The 16,499-nt window shown below is 66.8% G+C and carries 16 protein-coding genes; 8 read left to right on the top strand and 8 right to left on the bottom strand.

Annotated elements, in window-relative coordinates:
• The first annotated feature begins 19 nt into the window (after positions 1-19).
• From ACILR9_RS17250 to phoB, 7 genes are all read left to right on the top strand, one after another.
• Positions 20-1,411 (top strand): ATP-binding protein, encoded by a 1,392-nt coding sequence (locus ACILR9_RS17250; protein ID WP_395711185.1) that lies wholly within the window; start codon positions 20-22, stop codon positions 1,409-1,411.
• 213 nt (positions 1,412-1,624) lie between these two features.
• Entirely contained in the window at positions 1,625-2,671 is a 1,047-nt protein-coding gene (gene pstS / locus ACILR9_RS17245; RefSeq protein WP_395711184.1) for a phosphate ABC transporter substrate-binding protein PstS, read from the top strand.
• 93 nt (positions 2,672-2,764) lie between these two features.
• Positions 2,765-3,757 (top strand): phosphate ABC transporter permease subunit PstC, encoded by a 993-nt coding sequence (pstC, locus tag ACILR9_RS17240; protein ID WP_395711183.1) that lies wholly within the window; start codon positions 2,765-2,767, stop codon positions 3,755-3,757.
• A 4-nt stretch (positions 3,758-3,761) separates the two neighbouring features.
• Positions 3,762-4,631 carry a phosphate ABC transporter permease PstA gene (pstA, locus tag ACILR9_RS17235; RefSeq protein ID WP_395711182.1) on the top strand — a complete coding sequence of 290 codons (870 nt, stop codon included), beginning with the start codon at positions 3,762-3,764 and terminating at the stop codon, positions 4,629-4,631.
• Complete coding sequence (gene pstB, locus ACILR9_RS17230; protein WP_395711181.1) at positions 4,628-5,458, top strand: phosphate ABC transporter ATP-binding protein PstB; 831 nt, start codon at positions 4,628-4,630, stop codon at positions 5,456-5,458. Before pstA ends, pstB begins: the two co-directional genes overlap by 4 nt.
• Positions 5,459-5,490: 32 nt before the next feature.
• The gene (gene phoU / locus ACILR9_RS17225) at positions 5,491-6,201 is read left to right on the top strand and encodes a phosphate signaling complex protein PhoU (protein WP_395711180.1); all 711 of its coding nucleotides are present in this window, start codon (positions 5,491-5,493) and stop codon (positions 6,199-6,201) included.
• Positions 6,202-6,248: 47 nt separating this feature from the next.
• Positions 6,249-6,941 carry a phosphate regulon transcriptional regulator PhoB gene (gene phoB, locus ACILR9_RS17220; protein ID WP_395711282.1) on the top strand — a complete coding sequence of 231 codons (693 nt, stop codon included), beginning with the start codon at positions 6,249-6,251 and terminating at the stop codon, positions 6,939-6,941.
• Positions 6,942-7,155: 214 nt separating this feature from the next.
• Here the strand turns inward: phoB and ACILR9_RS17215 are convergent, their stop codons facing one another.
• From ACILR9_RS17215 to ACILR9_RS17200, 4 genes are all read right to left on the bottom strand, one after another.
• The gene (locus ACILR9_RS17215; protein ID WP_395711179.1) at positions 7,156-8,466 is read right to left on the bottom strand and encodes an AmpG family muropeptide MFS transporter; all 1,311 of its coding nucleotides are present in this window, start codon (positions 8,464-8,466) and stop codon (positions 7,156-7,158) included.
• Entirely contained in the window at positions 8,463-9,437 is a 975-nt protein-coding gene (locus ACILR9_RS17210; RefSeq protein ID WP_395711178.1) for an adenosine kinase, read from the bottom strand. Before ACILR9_RS17210 ends, ACILR9_RS17215 begins: the two co-directional genes overlap by 4 nt.
• 173 nt (positions 9,438-9,610) lie before the next feature.
• Entirely contained in the window at positions 9,611-10,003 is a 393-nt protein-coding gene (locus ACILR9_RS17205; RefSeq protein WP_395711177.1) for a DsrE family protein, read from the bottom strand.
• Positions 10,000-10,788, bottom strand: a complete 789-nt coding sequence (locus ACILR9_RS17200; protein ID WP_395711176.1) for a HesA/MoeB/ThiF family protein — start codon at positions 10,786-10,788, stop codon at positions 10,000-10,002. Before ACILR9_RS17200 ends, ACILR9_RS17205 begins: the two co-directional genes overlap by 4 nt.
• Positions 10,789-10,826: 38 nt before the next feature.
• Between ACILR9_RS17200 and ACILR9_RS17195 the strand changes: the two genes are divergently transcribed.
• Positions 10,827-12,035: a Bcr/CflA family multidrug efflux MFS transporter gene (locus tag ACILR9_RS17195; RefSeq protein ID WP_395711175.1), complete on the top strand. Its 1,209-nt coding sequence runs from the start codon at positions 10,827-10,829 to the stop codon at positions 12,033-12,035.
• Between the two features lie 102 nt (positions 12,036-12,137).
• On the opposite strand, the gene ACILR9_RS17190 is transcribed toward ACILR9_RS17195, so the two are convergent.
• The 4 genes from ACILR9_RS17190 to ACILR9_RS17175 all read right to left on the bottom strand — a co-directional run bounded on the left by ACILR9_RS17190 (position 12,138) and on the right by ACILR9_RS17175 (position 16,463).
• A complete protein-coding gene (locus tag ACILR9_RS17190) occupies positions 12,138-13,178 on the bottom strand; it encodes a WD40 repeat domain-containing protein (RefSeq protein ID WP_395711174.1) in 1,041 nt (346 codons plus the stop codon).
• Positions 13,175-14,146 carry a CobW family GTP-binding protein gene (locus ACILR9_RS17185; RefSeq protein WP_395711173.1) on the bottom strand — a complete coding sequence of 324 codons (972 nt, stop codon included), beginning with the start codon at positions 14,144-14,146 and terminating at the stop codon, positions 13,175-13,177. Before ACILR9_RS17185 ends, ACILR9_RS17190 begins: the two co-directional genes overlap by 4 nt.
• 168 nt (positions 14,147-14,314) lie before the next feature.
• Entirely contained in the window at positions 14,315-15,577 is a 1,263-nt protein-coding gene (locus tag ACILR9_RS17180) for a UbiH/UbiF/VisC/COQ6 family ubiquinone biosynthesis hydroxylase (protein ID WP_395711172.1), read from the bottom strand.
• Between the two features lie 94 nt (positions 15,578-15,671).
• Positions 15,672-16,463, bottom strand: coding sequence for a TorF family putative porin (locus ACILR9_RS17175; protein WP_395711171.1), 792 nt, complete (start codon positions 16,461-16,463; stop codon positions 15,672-15,674).
• Between the last annotated feature and the right edge of the window lie 36 nt (positions 16,464-16,499).

Here is a 16,499-nt window from a genome sequence, read left to right as displayed (position 1 = left end):
GTCGGCCGAGGGCAAGGCATTGGCCGACCCGATCCCTCTGCGCCGCTATATCGCCGCCGGCGCCGTGGCGTTGGCTCCGTCCTACGCCGTCCTGCTTTTTCTCTATTGGTCGGACAGGCTGGCGGGCCGGCCGACCCTGGCGGCGATGGCAGTCATCGGGGCTGCGACGATCATCCTGATCCGTAGCTATCTCGGCTCGCTCGCCCGCTTCGCCCGCTTCGTCGGCGAGCTGTCAGACGAGCGCGAGCCGGTGATGCCGCGACTCTCCTTCGCGCCCGCCACCGAGGAGCTGGCGACCGCCGCGGCGACGCTGTCGGCCGGCTGGCGCCGTCAGCGCGCCTCGATCGACAATCTCGCCGCCTCGGCCCAGGCGATCGTCGACGGCCTGCCCGATCCGCTGATCACGGTCGACCGGCAGCGCCGCATCGTGCGGACCAACCGCGCGTCGCTGTCGCTGCTGGGCGCGGTCGGACAAGAGCGCGACATCTCCACGGTGTTTCGCCAGCCGCAGCTCCTGGCGGCGATCGACGGTCTGCTGGAAACCGGGCCCGACGGCAATTTCACCGGCGCCGACCAGGCGGTCGTCGCGTTCGTGCTGTCGGGGCCGCCGGAGCTCGATGTCGTCGCCCATCTGCAGCGCCTGCCGAGCGCTGCGGCGGACGGGTCGCTGGCGCTGATCGTGCTGCATGACACGACCGCGCTCAGGCGGGCCGAGCGCATGCGCGCCGACTTCGTGGCCAATGCCAGCCACGAGCTCAAGACGCCGATCGCGGGCCTCGCCGGATTCATCGAGACCCTGCGCGGTCCGGCGCGCGACGATGCCCCGGCGCGCGAGCGCTTTCTCGGCATCATGGCCGAGCAGGCCGACCGCATGCGCCGGCTGGTCGACGATCTCCTGACCCTGTCGCGAATCGAGCAGCACGAGCATGCCCGGCCCGATGCCGCCGTCGACCTCGAGAAGGTGCTGCGCGGCGTCCTCGACCTGCTGCAGTTCAAGGCCGCGTCCCGCAAGGTCACGCTCGAGCTCAGCGTCGATGCCGGGCTGGGCCGCACCGTCGGCGACCATGACGAGCTCACCATCGTGTTCCAGAACCTGGTCGACAACGCGGTCAAGTACGCCAAGCCGGCGACCACGGTGCGCGTAACCGCGCGGGCGGACAGCGCGGAGCGCCTCACGGTGTCGGTGAGCGACGAGGGTGACGGCATTCCGGCGATTCACCTGCCTCGACTGACCGAGCGGTTCTACCGGGTCGACGCGGCGCGCTCGCGCCAGCTGGGCGGCACCGGCCTGGGGCTGGCGATCGTCAAGCATGTGGTCAATCGCCATCGCGGCCGGCTCGACATCCAGAGCATCCCGGGCAAGGGATCGACGTTCACCGTAAGCCTGCCCAGGGCAGGCCAGCGGGAATAGTCGCTGGGTACATTCCGACTGCGATTGCGGCCTCCAGGTGGGATCAATTCGGTCGGTTGAGGCGCGACAGAAGATATTTTATTTCGTCTGTAGCCTGTCCCTGAGGCGAAGTGTCTCCCGTTGCGTCATCCAACGGTAACAGAACCGCAATAGCACGGTGACCACAGCGTCCTACGGGAGATGCGCCTCGGATCTCAGGAAGGGAGTTGATCCATGAATTTCACCAAGCTTGCGCTGACGGCGGCCGCCTTGGCCCTGTCGTCGGTCGTTACCCACGCTGCCGACATTTCCGGCGCGGGCGCTACGTTCCCTTACCCCATCTACGCAAAGTGGGCGGACGCCTACAAGAAGGAGACTGGTATCGGCCTCAACTACCAGTCGATCGGCTCGGGCGGCGGCATCAAGCAGATCAAGGCCAAGACCGTGACGTTCGGCGCGTCGGATGCGCCGCTGCCGGGCAAGGAGCTCGACGAGTCGGGGCTCGCCCAGTTCCCCATGGTGATGGGCGCCATTGTTCCCGTGGTGAACCTCGAAGGCATCAAGCCGGGCGATCTCACCCTGGACGGCGTCGCCGTCGCCAAGATCTACCTGGGCGAAATCAAGAGCTGGGATGATCCTGCGATCGCCAAGCTCAATCCCGACGTGAAGTTGCCCAAGCAGGCGATCGTTCCGGTGCGTCGTTCCGACGGGTCGGGCACGACCTACAATTTCGCCTACTACCTGGCTGACGTCAGCCCGGACTGGAAGTCCAAGGTCGGCGTCAGCACCGCTGTGCAATGGCCGGTCGGCATCGGCGCCAAGGGCAACGAAGGCGTCGCCAACAACGTCGCGAACACGAAGGGCGCGATCGGCTATGTCGAGTATGCCTACGCCAAGCAGAACAAGCTCACCCACACCAAGATGGTCAACAAGGCGGGCAAGACCGTGGCGCCGACATCGGCCGCCTTCCAGGCCGCGGCAGCCAATGCCGACTGGAAGTCTCAGCCGGGCTACGGCGTCATTCTGGCCAACCAGCCGGGCGACCAGTCGTGGCCGATGACGGCGGCGACCTGGATCCTGCTCTACAAGAAGCCGACAGACGCGCCGACGACCGCAGAGGTGCTGAAGTTCTTCGCCTGGTCGTATGCCAAGGGCGACAAGATGGCCGAGGAACTCGATTACGTGCCGATGCCGGATACGGTCGTGAACGACATCCAGAGGATGTGGTCCGTTGAGATCAAGGATGGCTCCGGCAAGCCGCTGTTCTCGCCGACCAACTAGACCGCGTGATGGGTGGTCGCCGGTGGCGCTCACCCACGATGGCCTCGCCTGCTTGCAGGCGAGGCATTGGCGCCGCAAGCTCAGGGGGGTGATGTGAGCGAGGTTGCATTGAAGGATGCGGGCGTGCGCGAGGCCGGGGCGACCTCGCGGGGCGCGGTGCTGAGGCGCCTGCGACTGAACGACAAGATCTTCCACGGCCTCACCCGCGCCGCCGCGCTGACTGTGCTGGCGCTGCTGAGCGGGGTGATCATTGCCCTGATCCTGGGCGCCGCGCCGGCCTTGAGCACCTTCGGGATCGGATTCCTGTTCGACGAATCGTGGAATCCGGTGACCGACAGGTTCGGCGCGCTGGCGCCGATCTACGGCACGCTGGTGACCTCGTTCATCGCCATGCTGATCGCCGTGCCGGTCGGCCTGATGATCGCCTTCTTCCTGACCGAGCTCTGCCCGATGCCATTGCGGCGGCCGATCGGCATCGCGATCGAGCTTCTGGCCGGCATCCCCAGCATTATCTACGGCATCTGGGGCCTTTTCGTGTTCGCGCCCTTCCTGCAGACCCACGTGCAGCCCTTCTTCATCGACACGTTCGAGAACGTGCCGGTGCTGTCGACGCTGTTCGCCGGACCGCCCTACGGCATCGGCATGTTCACCGCGGGCATGATCCTGGCGATCATGGTGCTGCCGTTCGTGACCTCGATCTCGCGCGACGTGTTCGATGCCGTGCCGCCCGTCCTCAAGGAGGCTGCCTACGGCATCGGCTGCACGACCTGGGAGGTGTTCCGCAACGTCGTCCTGCCGTTCACGCGGGTCGGCGTCATCGGCGGCTTCATGCTGGGCCTCGGCCGCGCGCTGGGCGAGACGATGGCGGTCACCTTCGTGATCGGCAATGCCCACCATGTCTCGGCATCGCTGTTCGCGCCCGGCACGACGATCTCGGCCTCGATCGCCAACGAGTTCACCGAGGCGGTCGGTGATCTCTACACCTCCTCGCTGGTCGCGCTCGGCCTGATCCTGTTCTTCATCACCTTCATCGTGCTCGCCATCGCACGCTACATGCTGCTGCGCATCCAGCAGCGGGCCGGGTGACGCCATGACCGACGCGGCCGCTACCGCTTCCGCCAGCCCGCTCTATGCCGGCCGGCGCCGTCGCAATGCCATGGCCAAGGGCTTGGCGTGGGCCGCCACGCTGTTCGGCCTGGGCTGGCTGGTCCTGATCCTCGGCATCCTGCTCTACGAGGGCATCGGTGGCCTGTCGCTCTCGGTCTTCACCGAGAACACGCCGCCACCGGGTTCGGCCGGTGGCCTGCTCAATGCCATCGCCGGCAGCCTGATCATCACGATTCTCGCCATCGTCATCGGCACGCCGATCGGCATCCTGGCCGGCACCTATCTCGCCGAGTACGGCCGCCACGACAAGCTGTCGACCGTGGTGCGCTTCATCAATGACATCCTGCTGAGCGCTCCCTCGATCGTCGTCGGCCTGTTCGTCTACGAGATCATGGTGGCGCCGATGGGCCATTTCTCCGGCTATGCCGGCGCGGTCGCCCTGGCTGTCATCGTGATCCCGGTCGTCGTGCGCACGACGGAGGACATGCTGACCCTGGTGCCCGACACGATGCGCGAGGCGGCCGCCTCGATCGGCCTGCCGCGAGCCCTCATGATCATGCGCATCGCCTATCGCGCGGCGCGCGCCGGCATCGTCACCGGAATCCTGCTGGCGATCGCGCGCATCAGCGGCGAGACCGCGCCGCTCCTGTTCACGGCGCTCAACAACCAGTTCTTCAGCATCGACATGAACGCCCCGATGCCCAGCCTGCCGGTGGTCATCTTCCAGTTCGCGCTGTCGCCCTACCATGAATGGCAGAAGCTCGCCTGGACCGGCGCGCTCCTGATCACCATCACCGTGCTGGCGCTCAGCATCTTTGCCCGATCCCTTACCGCTTCGAGGAAGTCCCAATGAGCATCGCTCAAGGAAACGGTCCATCGGTGGCCGTGCCGGTCGCTGCCCACGCCAAGCTCGACACGTCCAAGCTCGCCGAGAAGATCGCGATCCGCAATCTCGAGTTCTTCTACGGCGACAGCCGGGCGCTCAAGGGCATCACCCTGTCGCTCTATGCCAACAAGACGACCGCCTTCATCGGCCCGTCGGGCTGCGGCAAGTCGACCCTGCTGCGCATCCTGAACCGCATGTACGACCTCTATCCCGGCCAGCGCGCCACCGGCGAAGTGATGTTCGACGGCGACAATCTCCTGCGCGCCGATCAGGACATCAACCTGCTGCGCGCCCGCATCGGCATGGTGTTCCAGAAGCCGACGCCGTTCCCGATGTCGATCTACGAGAACATCGCCTTCGGTATCCGGCTCTACGAGCGCCTGCCGCGCGCCGAGATCGATGCCCGGGTCGAATCGGCGCTGCGCCGCGCCGCCTTGTGGGACGAGGTCAAGGACAAGCTCCAGGCCAACGGCCAGAGCCTGTCGGGCGGCCAGCAGCAGCGTCTGTGCATCGCCCGTACCGTCGCGGTGAAGCCGGAAGTCATCCTGTTCGACGAGCCGTGCTCGGCGCTCGATCCGATCTCGACCGCCAAGATCGAGGAGCTGATCGACGAGCTGAAGCAGGACTACACGATCGTCATCGTCACCCATAACATGCAGCAGGCGGCGCGCGTCTCCGATTTCACCGCCTTCATGTACCTCGGCGAGCTGATCGAGTTCGGCGCCACGGCCACGCTTTTCACCACGCCCAGGGACAAGCGGACGCAGGCCTACATCACCGGTCGCTTCGGCTGACCATGCCTGATTCTCAAGAAGGAAGAATCGAGATGGCTGAACATACCCTCAAGCGGTTCGACGAAGAGCTGGAGCGGCTCAGCGCCACGATCAGCGAGATGGGCGGCCTGGCCGAGAACCAGCTGGCGCAGTCGCTGGTGGCCCTGCGGGCACGCGACACCGAGATCGCCGAGAAGGTGATCGGCGACGACGTGCGGGTTGATGCACTCGACAATGCCGTGCAGGAGCAGACGGTCAAGCTGCTGGCATTGCGCCAGCCGATGGCGATCGACCTCAGGGTCATCCTGTCGTCGATCAAGATCGCCTCGGCGCTGGAGCGCATCGCCGACTATGCCAAGAACAACGCCAAGCGCAGCATCGTGCTCGCCCAGACGACCACGCCGCCGGCCGCCGTCTCGGGTATCGACCGGCTGGGCCGCCTGGTGCTGGCGGCACTCAAGGACGTGCTCGATGCGTTCGCCCACGGCGACGTCGCCAAGGCGCACGACGTGTGGCAGCGCGACGAGGAGATCGACCAGGTCTACACCGGCCTGTTCCGCGAGCTGCTGACCTACATGATGGAGGATCCGCGCACCATCACCGCGTGCTCTCATCTCATGTTCATGGCCAAGAACATCGAGCGTGCCGGTGACCACGTCACCAACATCGCCGAGTTGGTGAGCTTCCGCACCTCGGGCCACGGCTTCGACGAGATGCGGCCCAAAGGAAGTGCCGCCCTTTACGCTGCGGGCAACACGCCGTGAGCATCGCCACGCAGGCGGCCGTGCGACGCGATGTGCAGACATCGTCGATGAAACCGCATGTGCTGATCGTCGAGGACGAGACCGCCCTGGTCGAGCTGCTGCGCTACAATCTCGAGCAGTCCGGCTTTCGCGTCTCTGTCGCCCTCGACGGCGAGGAAGCGCTCACCCTGGTGCAGGAGGACATGCCCGACCTCGTCCTGCTCGACTGGATGTTGCCGCTGATGTCGGGCATCGAGGTGTGCCGTCAGCTGCGTCGCCAGACGCAGACCGCCAACCTGCCGATCATCATGCTGACGGCGCGCGGCGAGGAGGCCGATCGCGTGCGCGGCCTGGATGCCGGCGCCGACGACTACGTCTCCAAGCCGTTCTCGCCCACCGAGCTGGTGGCGCGCATCCGCGCCGTGCTGCGCCGCATCCGGCCAGCGCTGGCCGACGAGGCGCTGTCCTATGCCGACATCGTCATGGACCTGGTGGCGCACCGGGTGACCCGCGGCGGCAAGCCGGTCCATCTCGGCCCGACCGAGTTCCGCCTGCTGCGCCATCTCATGGAGCATCCCGGTCGCGTGTTCTCGCGCGAGCAGCTGCTCGATTCGGTGTGGGGCAAGGATGTCTATGTCGAGGCGCGCACCGTCGATGTCCATATCCGGCGCCTGCGGATCGCGCTCAATGGCGACCAGCGGGCCGACCTGATCCGCACGGTGCGGGCCGCGGGTTACGCGCTCGACGCCATGCCCGGCTGAAGCCGCCCAGAAGAGCATGAGCGCCACTGGAGTGGCGCGGCCCCAGCGCATGACCGTGGGTTTGCACCTCCCGGCAACTTATCCACATCGCTGGTAACGGTTCCGTAGCGTCGGACGGCTAAACGAACGGTGCTCGTTTCTGGCCGGCAGCCCCACGCCCCGCCGCGGAACGGGTCGGTTCCCCCGGCACGGACGATACCCGTTGCCGATCTACTCACCCCTCCTTCCTCGTTGAAGGAGGGGTGTCCTTTTGCGCGAGACGCCACAGCCAGAGCAGCAGGAGCAGGCCGGGGACGGCGAGCAGCGTGGTGGCGAGCCAGAAGGCCGGCCAGCCGATGGTAGCGGCGAGCCAGCCGCCGCCGGCCGACAGGGTGGTGCGGCCGAACGCCATCAGCGAGGTCAGCAGCGCATACTGCGTGCCGGCCATGCCTGACGTGCACAGGCTCGAGAGATAGGCCACGAAGGCGATCGATCCCAGCGAGCCGGTGAAGTTGTCGGCGCTGATGGCGATCGTCAGCACGACGATGTCGTGGCCTGCCGCGGCCTGCCACGAGAACAGGAGGTTGGTCATCGCCTGCAGGATGCCGCCGACCAGCAACGCCTTGAACAGCCCGTAGCGTGCGACGACGATACCCCCGGCCAGCCCGCCCAGGATGGTCGCGGCGACGCCGAAGCTCTTGGTGACGCCGAAGATCTCCGGCCCCGTGAAGCCCAGCGCGACGTAGAACGGGCGCGCCATGCTGCCACCCAGCGCGTCTCCGTACTTGTAGAGCAGGGCGAACAGCAGGATGACGACCCAGCCGCGATAGGCGAGGAACTCGGCGAATGGCCGGACGACGGCCTGGTTGACCCAGGCGCCGGTCGAGGCGATCACCGGCCGGTCCGCCGTCGGCTCGACGGCGCAGAAGGTGGTGACGATGCCGACGATGATCAGGGTGGCAATGGCGCTCAGCACCAGCGGCCACGGCAGGATGGACGGCAGCAGCAGCGCCATGGCATCGACGATCCAGAGCGCGATGCGATAGCCGAGCTGGGTGGTGGCCGAGCCGGCGCCCTGCTCGTCGTCGTTCAGAATCTCGATGCGATAGGCATCGACGGCAATGTCCTGCGTGGCCGAGAAGAAGGCGATGGCGAGCGCGGCCGCTGCGGTGAACCACGGCGTCTGCACCGGGTCGCTCCAGGCCAGCGCCAGCGTCGAGACCAGCACGCCCGCCTGGGCGAGCAGCATCCAGCTGCGCCGCCGCCCGAGCCAGCCGTCGAGCCCCGGCAGTGGCAGCTGATCGACCAGCGGCGCCCAGACGAACTTGAAGGCATAGGGTGTGCCGACCAGCACGAAGATGCCAATCGTCGTCAGGTCGACGCCGACCCTGGTCATCCAGTAGCTCAGCACGGCGCTGGTCAGCAGGAACGGCATGCCGCTTGAGTAGCCCATCAGCATGATAATGAGCTGACGACGGTCGCGATAGACCTCGGCCGCCTTGACCCAGCGGTCCCAGGTCGACTGCGCGCTCTGGGCGAGGCTCAAATCAGCTCGCGCAACGCCTGCTCGGGGCGCGCGCCGACATGGGAGATGATCTCCGCCGCGGCCACGCCGCCCAGCCGCGCGCACTCGGCGAGCGGCTTGCCGTGCGTGAAGCCGAACAGGAAGCCCGCGGCATAGAGATCGCCGGCGCCGGTCGTGTCGACGATCCTGGCCGCGGGGCTTGCCGGCACCGCCCAAGTCTCGCTTCCCTTGATCACGACCGAGCCCTTCTCGCTGCGCGTCAGCACGGCGATCCTGGCCTCGCGCCGCACGGCGGCCATCGCCTCGTCGAACGATTCGACCTGGTACAGCGCCTTGATCTCGGCCTCGTTGCCGAACAGGATGTCGATCCTGTTGCGCACCAGATCGCGGAACTCGTCGCGATAGCGGTGCACGCAGAACGAATCGGACAACGTGATCGATACCTGCCGACCCTGCGCGTGGGCGGCCTCGAACGCTTTCAGCACCGCCTGCTTGGCGGCCGGCGCGTCCCACAGATAGCCTTCGACATAGGTCACCGCCGCCGAGCCGACCAGCGCCGGGTCGATGTCGGACGGGCCGAGGCCGGTGCAGGCGCCGAGGTAGGTGTTCATGGTGCGCTGCGCATCGGGCGTGATCAGGATCAGGCAGCGTGCCGTCGACGGGCCGCTCTCGGCCTTCGGCGTGTCGAAGGCGACGCCGATTGACCTCAGGTCGTGGCCGAACACGGCGCCCAGCTGGTCGTCACGCACCTTGCCGATATAGGCGCCCCTGCCGCCGAACGAGGCGACGCCGGCCATGGTGTTGCCGCACGAGCCGCCCGACACCTCGATCGCGGGGCCCATCGCATCGTAGAGCGTCTCGGCGCGCTCCTCGTCGATCAGCATCATGCTGCCCTTGACCAGGCCATGCCGGCCGAGAAACGCCTCGTCGGTGCGCGAGAGGACGTCGACGATGGCGTTGCCGATGCCGAGCACGTCGTAAGCGGATTTCATGGGACTCTCCTAGAGCACATTCCGCCCGGCCGGAACAGCCGGACGGAACGTGCCCGTTGCGACAACTATCCCCAGCGCGCGGCGGCGCGATCACATCGCAGTGCATTCGCACATGACAGAATTACCGTCGTGAAATGAAGCCTGCATCACATCGGGAACCGCTCTGCATCACCCTACAGCGACACCAGATGCATGCCCGGCCGGGTCTCCTCCAGCAAGGTCACGATGCCCGCCACCGTGAAGGGCACGTCGGCCCGCAGACTCGAGCGGTCGATGGCGAGCGAGCGCAAGCCCATCTCGCAGACGATGAAGCGGGCGCCGAGCTCGACGCAGGCCTGCAACAACGTTTCAAAGTCGCCTACACCCCGCGAGCGGTTGGCGGCATCGCGCGCCCAGTCGTCGAGCTGTGGCGGCGGGCCGGAGAGCGCGCGGACGCCGGCCATGGTGAAGAACAGGACCGCCGGCTTGTTCACCGCCAGGGCGGCGGCGGCGAGAGCCAAGGCGTAATGCACGCTCTCGTAGTCGCCGGCGCGCACGATCACCGAGACGCCGCCATCGGGCGTCATGCCGCCCTGCTCAGGCGCCCGCCGCAGGTCGGGCAATCGGGCCGCTTGGCGATCGCCACTTCGTCGAAGCTGGCGGCCAGCGCGTCGTAGAGAACCAGGCGTCCCGACAGCGATCGGCCGATCCCGAGCAGTTCCTTCACCACTTCGGTGGCCTGCATGGCGCCCAGGGTGCCGGCCAGCGCACCCAGCACGCCGGCCTGCGCGCAGCTCGGCACGGCGTCCTCCGACGGCGCTTCGGGGAAGATGCAGCGCAGGCAGGGATGGCCGTCGCCCTGCCACGCCTTGTAGGTCGAGATCTGGCCGTCGAAGCGCAGGATGGCGGCAGACACCAGTGTCTTGCGCAGGCGATGGCAAACATCGTTCAGCAGGTAACGGGTGGCGAAATTGTCGCTGCCGTCGGCCACGATGTCGTAGCCCGCAACGATGCGCTCGGCGTTGCCCGCCTCGAGGCGCTCGTCATGGGCGATCACCGTGATCTCGGGATTGATGTCGCCGAGCGCGCGGCGTGCGCTCTCCACCTTGGCGACGCCGACATCGGCGGTGCGATGGATGACCTGGCGCTGCAGGTTGGAGAGGTCGACGTGGTCGTGATCGATCACGCCCAAGGTGCCGATGCCGGCGGCGGCGAGATATTGCAGGAGGGGCGCGCCGAGCCCGCCCGCTCCGATCACCAGCACGCGCGCGGCGATCAGCCGCGCCTGGCCGAGGCCGCCGATCTCGGCCAGCACGATATGGCGCGCGTAGCGGCGGATCTGCGGCTCGGTGAGCTCCGGCAGCGATGTCATGGCCCACTTATAGCATGTCCGCTATAGAGCCAGCCCGCATGACCCAGACCGTTACCCGCCCCACCTTGACGCCTGTTCTCCTGGGGGTGCTGGCATTGCTGTCGTCCTTCACCCCGTTGTCGATCGACATGTATCTGCCGGCGCTGCCGGTGATCGCCGTCGATCTCCATGGCACGGCCGGGGACATCCAGCTCACGCTGTCGGCGTTCATGGTGGCGTTCGGGGCCGGCCAGATCTTCTACGGTCCCGCGGGCGATCGCTTCGGGCGCCGGCCGGTTATCCTGACCGGCCTCGCCATCTATATCGTAGCCAGCATCGGCTGCGCCTTTGCCGTCGAGGCCGGGCACCTCATCCTGCTGCGCTTCCTGCAAGGGCTTGCCGCCTGCGCCGGCGTGGTGCTGGCGCGCACCATGGTGCGCGATCTCGCCGAGCGCGACCAGGCGGCGCGCGCCATGTCGCTGATGATGGCCTGCACCTCGATCGCGCCGATGCTGGCGCCGCTGATCGGCGGCCAGGTGCTGTGGTACATGGGCTGGCGCGCGATCTTCTGGGTGCTGGCAGGGGTCGGCGTCATCGGCCTCGCCGCTGCTTGGCTGCTGCTGCCCGAGACCCTGCGGCCGGAGTATCGCCAGCCGCTGGTGCTGTCGTCGGTGCTGCGCCGCTTCGGCGGGTTGTTCCGCCATCGCGCCTTCATGGGCTATGCCTTTACCGGCACCTTCCAGTTCTCTGCTCTGCTCTCTTTTTTGTCGGGCTCGCCCTTCGTGTTCATCGAGCGCTACGGCGTGTCGCCCCAGCATTACGGCCTGATCTTCGGCAGCATGGTCGTGTTCATGACCTTGGGCAGCCTGCTCAATGCCCGGTTCGTGCGGGTGTTCGGTGCCGGGCGCATCCTGCGTTACGCGGTGATCGTGCCGGCAATCGCCGGCTCGGCCGCTCTGGTGCTGGGCATCATCGAGGCGCGCTATGGGACGATCGGCATGTGGCCGTTCATTCTCTGCATTGGGCCGCAGATCGCCACCATTAGCCTGATCGGCCCCAACTCGATGGCGATGGCGCTGCAGCGCTATCCGCACATGGCCGGCACGGCGTCGTCGCTGATGGGCGTGATGCAGTTCGGCATCGGCGCGGTGTTCGGCGCCATGGTCGGCCAGCTGTTCGATGGCACGGTCCTGCCCATGGTTGCCGCCATGGGCATCGCCGGCATCCTGTGCCTGCTGTCGCATCGCGTTCTGGTACGGCGCGGGTAGTGATTGCTTCGGATGAGGAATGCTGGGGGCGCGCCACTCCAGTGGCGCGATCATCGTCGATCACACGCAGACGCACCACAGGAGTGGCGCGCGCCAGCGCCTCTATCGATCGAGATCGAGCACCACCAGGTCACCACGCTCGTTGCCGATCGCGAGCTGGCCGCCATCCGGCGACCAGGCCAGTGCCGTCACCGCGGAGCCATCGGCCATCTTCAGCACGACCGAGAGTCGGCTCTTGAGGTCGCCCAGTTGCACTTCGCCGGAATCGTATCCGCCGGCGACGAAGTCCGAGGTGCCGACAGCGGTGACGACGGTCATCAGGCCGGCGCCTTCCGAGCCGAACTGCAGCGGCGGCTTGCCCTCGGGGCCTTTGCCGGCGAAGGGCCAGGCGGTGAACACGGGCTGCGCCGAGGTGCAGAGGAAGCGCGAGTCGGACGCCCACGCCAGCGACCTCACCTTGGCGGGGTAGCCCTGCATGCGCATGTCGGTCGCCTGCGCGATGCGCCAGACATGAATGTCGTTCTCCTGCGTGCCGGTGGCGATGAAGCGGCCATCGCTGCTCCATTTCAGCGCGACGTGGCTGCCGCGCCAGGCGAACAGGCGCGGCGGCAGGGTGGCCTCGCCGATGCTCCAGACCGTGACGCCGCCATAGTGGGCGCAGGCGATGCGTCCGCCGTCCTTGCTGAAATCGATGCCGGCGACCGTGCTCTGGTGCGGCCCGAGCTCGCGGACCGCGTCACCCTTGACGACGATTGCGGTGCGGCCGACGGCGGCGGCGATGACACCGCTGCGATGGGCGGCCAGATGCTCGATCCACTTGCCCTTGTAGCTGGCAATCTCGCTCGTCGAGCCATCCTTGGCATGGCGCAGCAGACGGCCGTCATCTCCTCCGCTCACGAAGCCGTCGCCCGACGGATCGGCGATAAGGCTCAGCACGACGCCGCCATGGACCGGGGCCGCTGCCTCCGGCGGCTCGGCGGCGAAATCGGCCGGCAACAGGCGCACGTGCCCGTCGCCCAGGGCGAAGGCCACGACGGTTCCGTCGCGATTGAAGGCGCAGGCGGCGACCGGCGCATCACCCGCAACCGACCGCCTCGGCGGCAGGCGCTCGGCCCACGACGGGCGGGAAAGATCGAGCTTCACGCCGGCGCGAGGCAGTCGTCGAAGCCGCGCTGCAAATTCGCGCCATCGAGGTTGCGGCCGATGAAGACGAGCTTGCTCGAGCGCTTCTCGCCTTCCTTCCAGGGCGTGCCCCAGTCGCTGTCCATCATCATGTGGACGCCCTGGTAGACGTAGCGCCGCGGCGCGCCCTGGATCGCCAGGATGCCCTTGCTGCGGAAGATGTCGGGGCCGCGCAGCTGCAGGAGCGCGCCCATCCACTTCTGGAACCTGTCCGGGTCGACCGGCCGGTCGGCGGTGAGCGACAGGCTCGCCACCTCTTCCTCGTGATTGTGGTCGTGGCCGTGACGCAGGAAGTCGGGCTCGAACTCGAGGATGCGCTTCAGGTCGAACGCACCCTTGTCGAGGATGGCCTCGAGCTCGATGCGGCTCTTCTCCGTCTTGAAGATCTTGGCGTAGCGATTGATCGTGCGGATCTTGCCCTCGACCCGGGCGAGCTCGTCGGCGCTCGCGAGGTCGGTCTTGTTGAGCAGGATCACGTCGGCGAAGGCAACCTGCTCCTCGGCTTCGTGGCCCTGCTCGAGCTGCCCCAGGAAGTGCTTAGCATCGACCACCGTCACGATGGCGTCGAGCCGGGTCCGCGCCTTGACCTCGTCATCGGTGAAGAAGGTCTGAGCCACCGGGCCGGGATCGGCAAGACCGGTGGTCTCGACCAGGATGCCGTCGAACCTGTCCTTGCGCTTCATCAGCCCTTCGATGATGCGGATCAGATCGCCGCGCACGGTGCAGCAGATGCAGCCGTTGTTCATCTCGAACACTTCCTCGTCGGCATTGACCACGAGGTCGTTGTCGATGCCGAGCTCGCCGAACTCGTTGACGATGACGGCGTACTTCTTGCCGTGCTGCTCGCTCAGGATGCGGTTGAGCAGCGTAGTCTTGCCGGCGCCGAGATAGCCGGTCAGCACGGTCACGGGGACTTGCGCTTGAGCCATGCGAATTCCTTCGATTTTCGGCCCTTGAGATAGGGTGGGCCAGGGATTTAGTCCAGCCGGGCGTTTCTCTCATCGCTGGGACCGCGCCACTCCAGTGGCGCTCATGGGATGTGTGATCAAGAATGGAGAGGAGCGCCACTGGAGTGGCGCGGTCCCGGCGAATGGCCGTTAGGGCCGCTCGCCACGGATCAGCTTGGGCAGGTCGCCGACCAAGCCCATGGCATGGCGTACGAAGAAGCGGCGCAGCGGCGGCGTCCGGTTGACTGCCGCCAAGCCGACGTCGCGCAGCAGCCGGAGCGGAGCCAAGTCGTTGGAGAACAGCCGGTTCAGGAGATCGGTGGCCGCGACCATGGTGAAATTGTCGGCGCGGCGCCAGCGCGCGTAGCGTTCGAGCGAATGGGCGTCGCCGATGTCGAGGCCGAGTCGCTTGCCGTCGACCAGCACCTCGACGAGAGCGGCGATGTCACGCACCCCGAGATTGTAGCCCTGGCCGGCAATCGGATGGATGCCGTGCGCGGCATCGCCCACCAGCACCAGTCGTGTATCGACGTAGCGTTCGGCGTGAACCAGGCTCAGCGGATACGACCAGCGCGAACCGATTGGCTCGACTTGGCCGAGATGGTCGCCGAACCGCCGGGCGAACTCGGCGTTGAAGCGCGCCGGATCGGTCGCGAGGATGCGTCGTGCCACGTCGGCACGCTCGGTCCACACGATCGACGATCTGTGCTCTCCCGCCGGCCCGTCGCGCATGGGCAGGATGGCAAACGGTCCGCCAGGCAGGAATTTCTCCTGGGCAACGCCGCGATGCGGTCTTTCGTGACGCGCGACGAGCACAATCGCGATCTGGCGGTATGACCACGACCGGGCGCCGATGCCGGCCTCCTCGCGCATCATGCCGGCCCGGCCTTCGGCCGAGGCCACCAGCCGGGCCTTCAGGCGCCGGCCGCTTTGCAATACGAGCTCGGCGCCGTCTGCATCTCGCCGGGTTTCGATCACCTCATCGGGTGCGATCAGCTCGACATGCGGACAGGCGGCCAGCCGGTGCAGCAGGGCGGCGCGCAGGAAGCGGTTCTCGACGATCCAGCCCATGGGCGCAGGATTGCCCTCGTCCTCGGCAGTGGCCTCGCGATGGTCGAAATGCAGGAACAGTGGGCTCGGCCGGCCGTCATGACCAGCATCCGAGATGCGGATGTCGAGGATCGGTTCGGCATGCTCGGCGAGATCGGGCCAGACGCCCAGCGCCGCGAACAGGCGCTGGCTGGTGTAGGCAATCGCGGTCGTGCGGCCGTCGAATGCGGGCTCGACCAGGGTGTCGACCGGCATCCGGTCGATCAGCGCAGTGGCGAGCGCTGCCTCGCCGGCGGCGAGTGCCAGCAGGCTGCCGTTCGGGCCGGCGCCCACGACGACGAGATCGGTCGGCTCGTGCCTCATGCGGTATAGATGGCAGCCGATCGGGTCGGCGGCAACAGGCGCTCATTCTCCTCCCCAGCGAAGCTGGGGAGGAGAATGATGATGGTACGCCGCTCTAGAACGACTTGCTGACGGTGAAGATGGCGCGCGCTTCGCAATTGTAGGTGTTGAGGCAGCCCTGGATGTCGATGTTGGTGTCGACATAGGCGATGGTGAGATCGAAGCCGTAGACGTTGACGGTCAGGCCGACCTGCCAGTCCCAGTAGTTGTCGTAGGGTATGCCGTAGAACTGGTAGCGCTCGACATACTGGTTGCCGATGGTGCCGAACAGCTTGAAGGTGACGTTCTCGTTGAAGTTGATGAAGGTCAACGGAACGGCGATCTGACCCCATTTGTACCAGGCATTGCCGGAGTTGGCGAAGAAGTTGGGGCTGTAGCGCACGGCCGCGCTCACCTGGGCGACGCCGAAATCGTAGCCGGCGACCAGGCCGAACTCGTTGAAGTCGAAATACAGGTTGGCCGGGGCGCCGAGGTAGTTGTAGCGGATATAGCCCAGGTCGAAGGTAAGCTTTTCGCTGAGAGCCTTGAGCCTGAAGCCGGCCAGCAAGTCGACCTCGGCGGCGGTGCCTGTGCCAGGGAAGTTCACGTTGCTGCCCCAGCCGCCGAGATAGGCGCTGAGCGCGGCGTCCTGCCCGAGCAAGAGGGACGGCGTCTCGTAGCCGAACGCCGCCTGGGCGGCGACTTGGCGCTGAGTCTGCGAGATGCCGCGATAGGAATAGTCTGTCGCGAAAGCGAAGGTTGCAGAAAAGATGCCGCCGAACGGCCCCTTCCACGTGCCTTCGGAAGTCGGTTCCGGAAGTGTGTTCGTCGGGGCCTGTGCATTTGCGATGTCAGCTGCGCTGATCATGAACAAGGCAAGACCAAGAGCTGCAATCTTTTTGAG

It is taken from the genome of Reyranella sp. (assembly GCF_044224635.1).
Classification (GTDB): domain Bacteria; phylum Pseudomonadota; class Alphaproteobacteria; order Reyranellales; family Reyranellaceae; genus Reyranella.
Note: the sequence above shows the minus strand (reverse complement) of the source record. Positions and strands in the feature narration are given on the sequence as shown.

What these genes read in the sequence shown, in the direction of transcription:
- pstS (WP_395711184.1), top strand. Translation starts at nt 1,625, where the DNA reads ATGAATTTCACCAAGCTTGCGCTGACGGCGGCCGCCTTGGCCCTGTCG.
- pstA (WP_395711182.1), top strand. Translation starts at nt 3,762, where the DNA reads ATGACCGACGCGGCCGCTACCGCTTCCGCCAGCCCGCTCTATGCCGGC.
- pstB (WP_395711181.1), top strand. Translation starts at nt 4,628, where the DNA reads ATGAGCATCGCTCAAGGAAACGGTCCATCGGTGGCCGTGCCGGTCGCT.
- phoU (WP_395711180.1), top strand. Translation starts at nt 5,491, where the DNA reads ATGGCTGAACATACCCTCAAGCGGTTCGACGAAGAGCTGGAGCGGCTC.
- phoB (WP_395711282.1), top strand. Translation starts at nt 6,249, where the DNA reads ATGAAACCGCATGTGCTGATCGTCGAGGACGAGACCGCCCTGGTCGAG.
- ACILR9_RS17210 (WP_395711178.1), bottom strand. Translation starts at nt 9,437, where the DNA reads ATGAAATCCGCTTACGACGTGCTCGGCATCGGCAACGCCATCGTCGAC.
- ACILR9_RS17205 (WP_395711177.1), bottom strand. Translation starts at nt 10,003, where the DNA reads ATGACGCCCGATGGCGGCGTCTCGGTGATCGTGCGCGCCGGCGACTAC.
- ACILR9_RS17200 (WP_395711176.1), bottom strand. Translation starts at nt 10,788, where the DNA reads ATGACATCGCTGCCGGAGCTCACCGAGCCGCAGATCCGCCGCTACGCG.
- ACILR9_RS17195 (WP_395711175.1), top strand. Translation starts at nt 10,827, where the DNA reads ATGACCCAGACCGTTACCCGCCCCACCTTGACGCCTGTTCTCCTGGGG.
- ACILR9_RS17185 (WP_395711173.1), bottom strand. Translation starts at nt 14,146, where the DNA reads ATGGCTCAAGCGCAAGTCCCCGTGACCGTGCTGACCGGCTATCTCGGC.
- ACILR9_RS17180 (WP_395711172.1), bottom strand. Translation starts at nt 15,577, where the DNA reads ATGAGGCACGAGCCGACCGATCTCGTCGTCGTGGGCGCCGGCCCGAAC.
- ACILR9_RS17175 (WP_395711171.1), bottom strand. Translation starts at nt 16,463, where the DNA reads ATGATCAGCGCAGCTGACATCGCAAATGCACAGGCCCCGACGAACACA.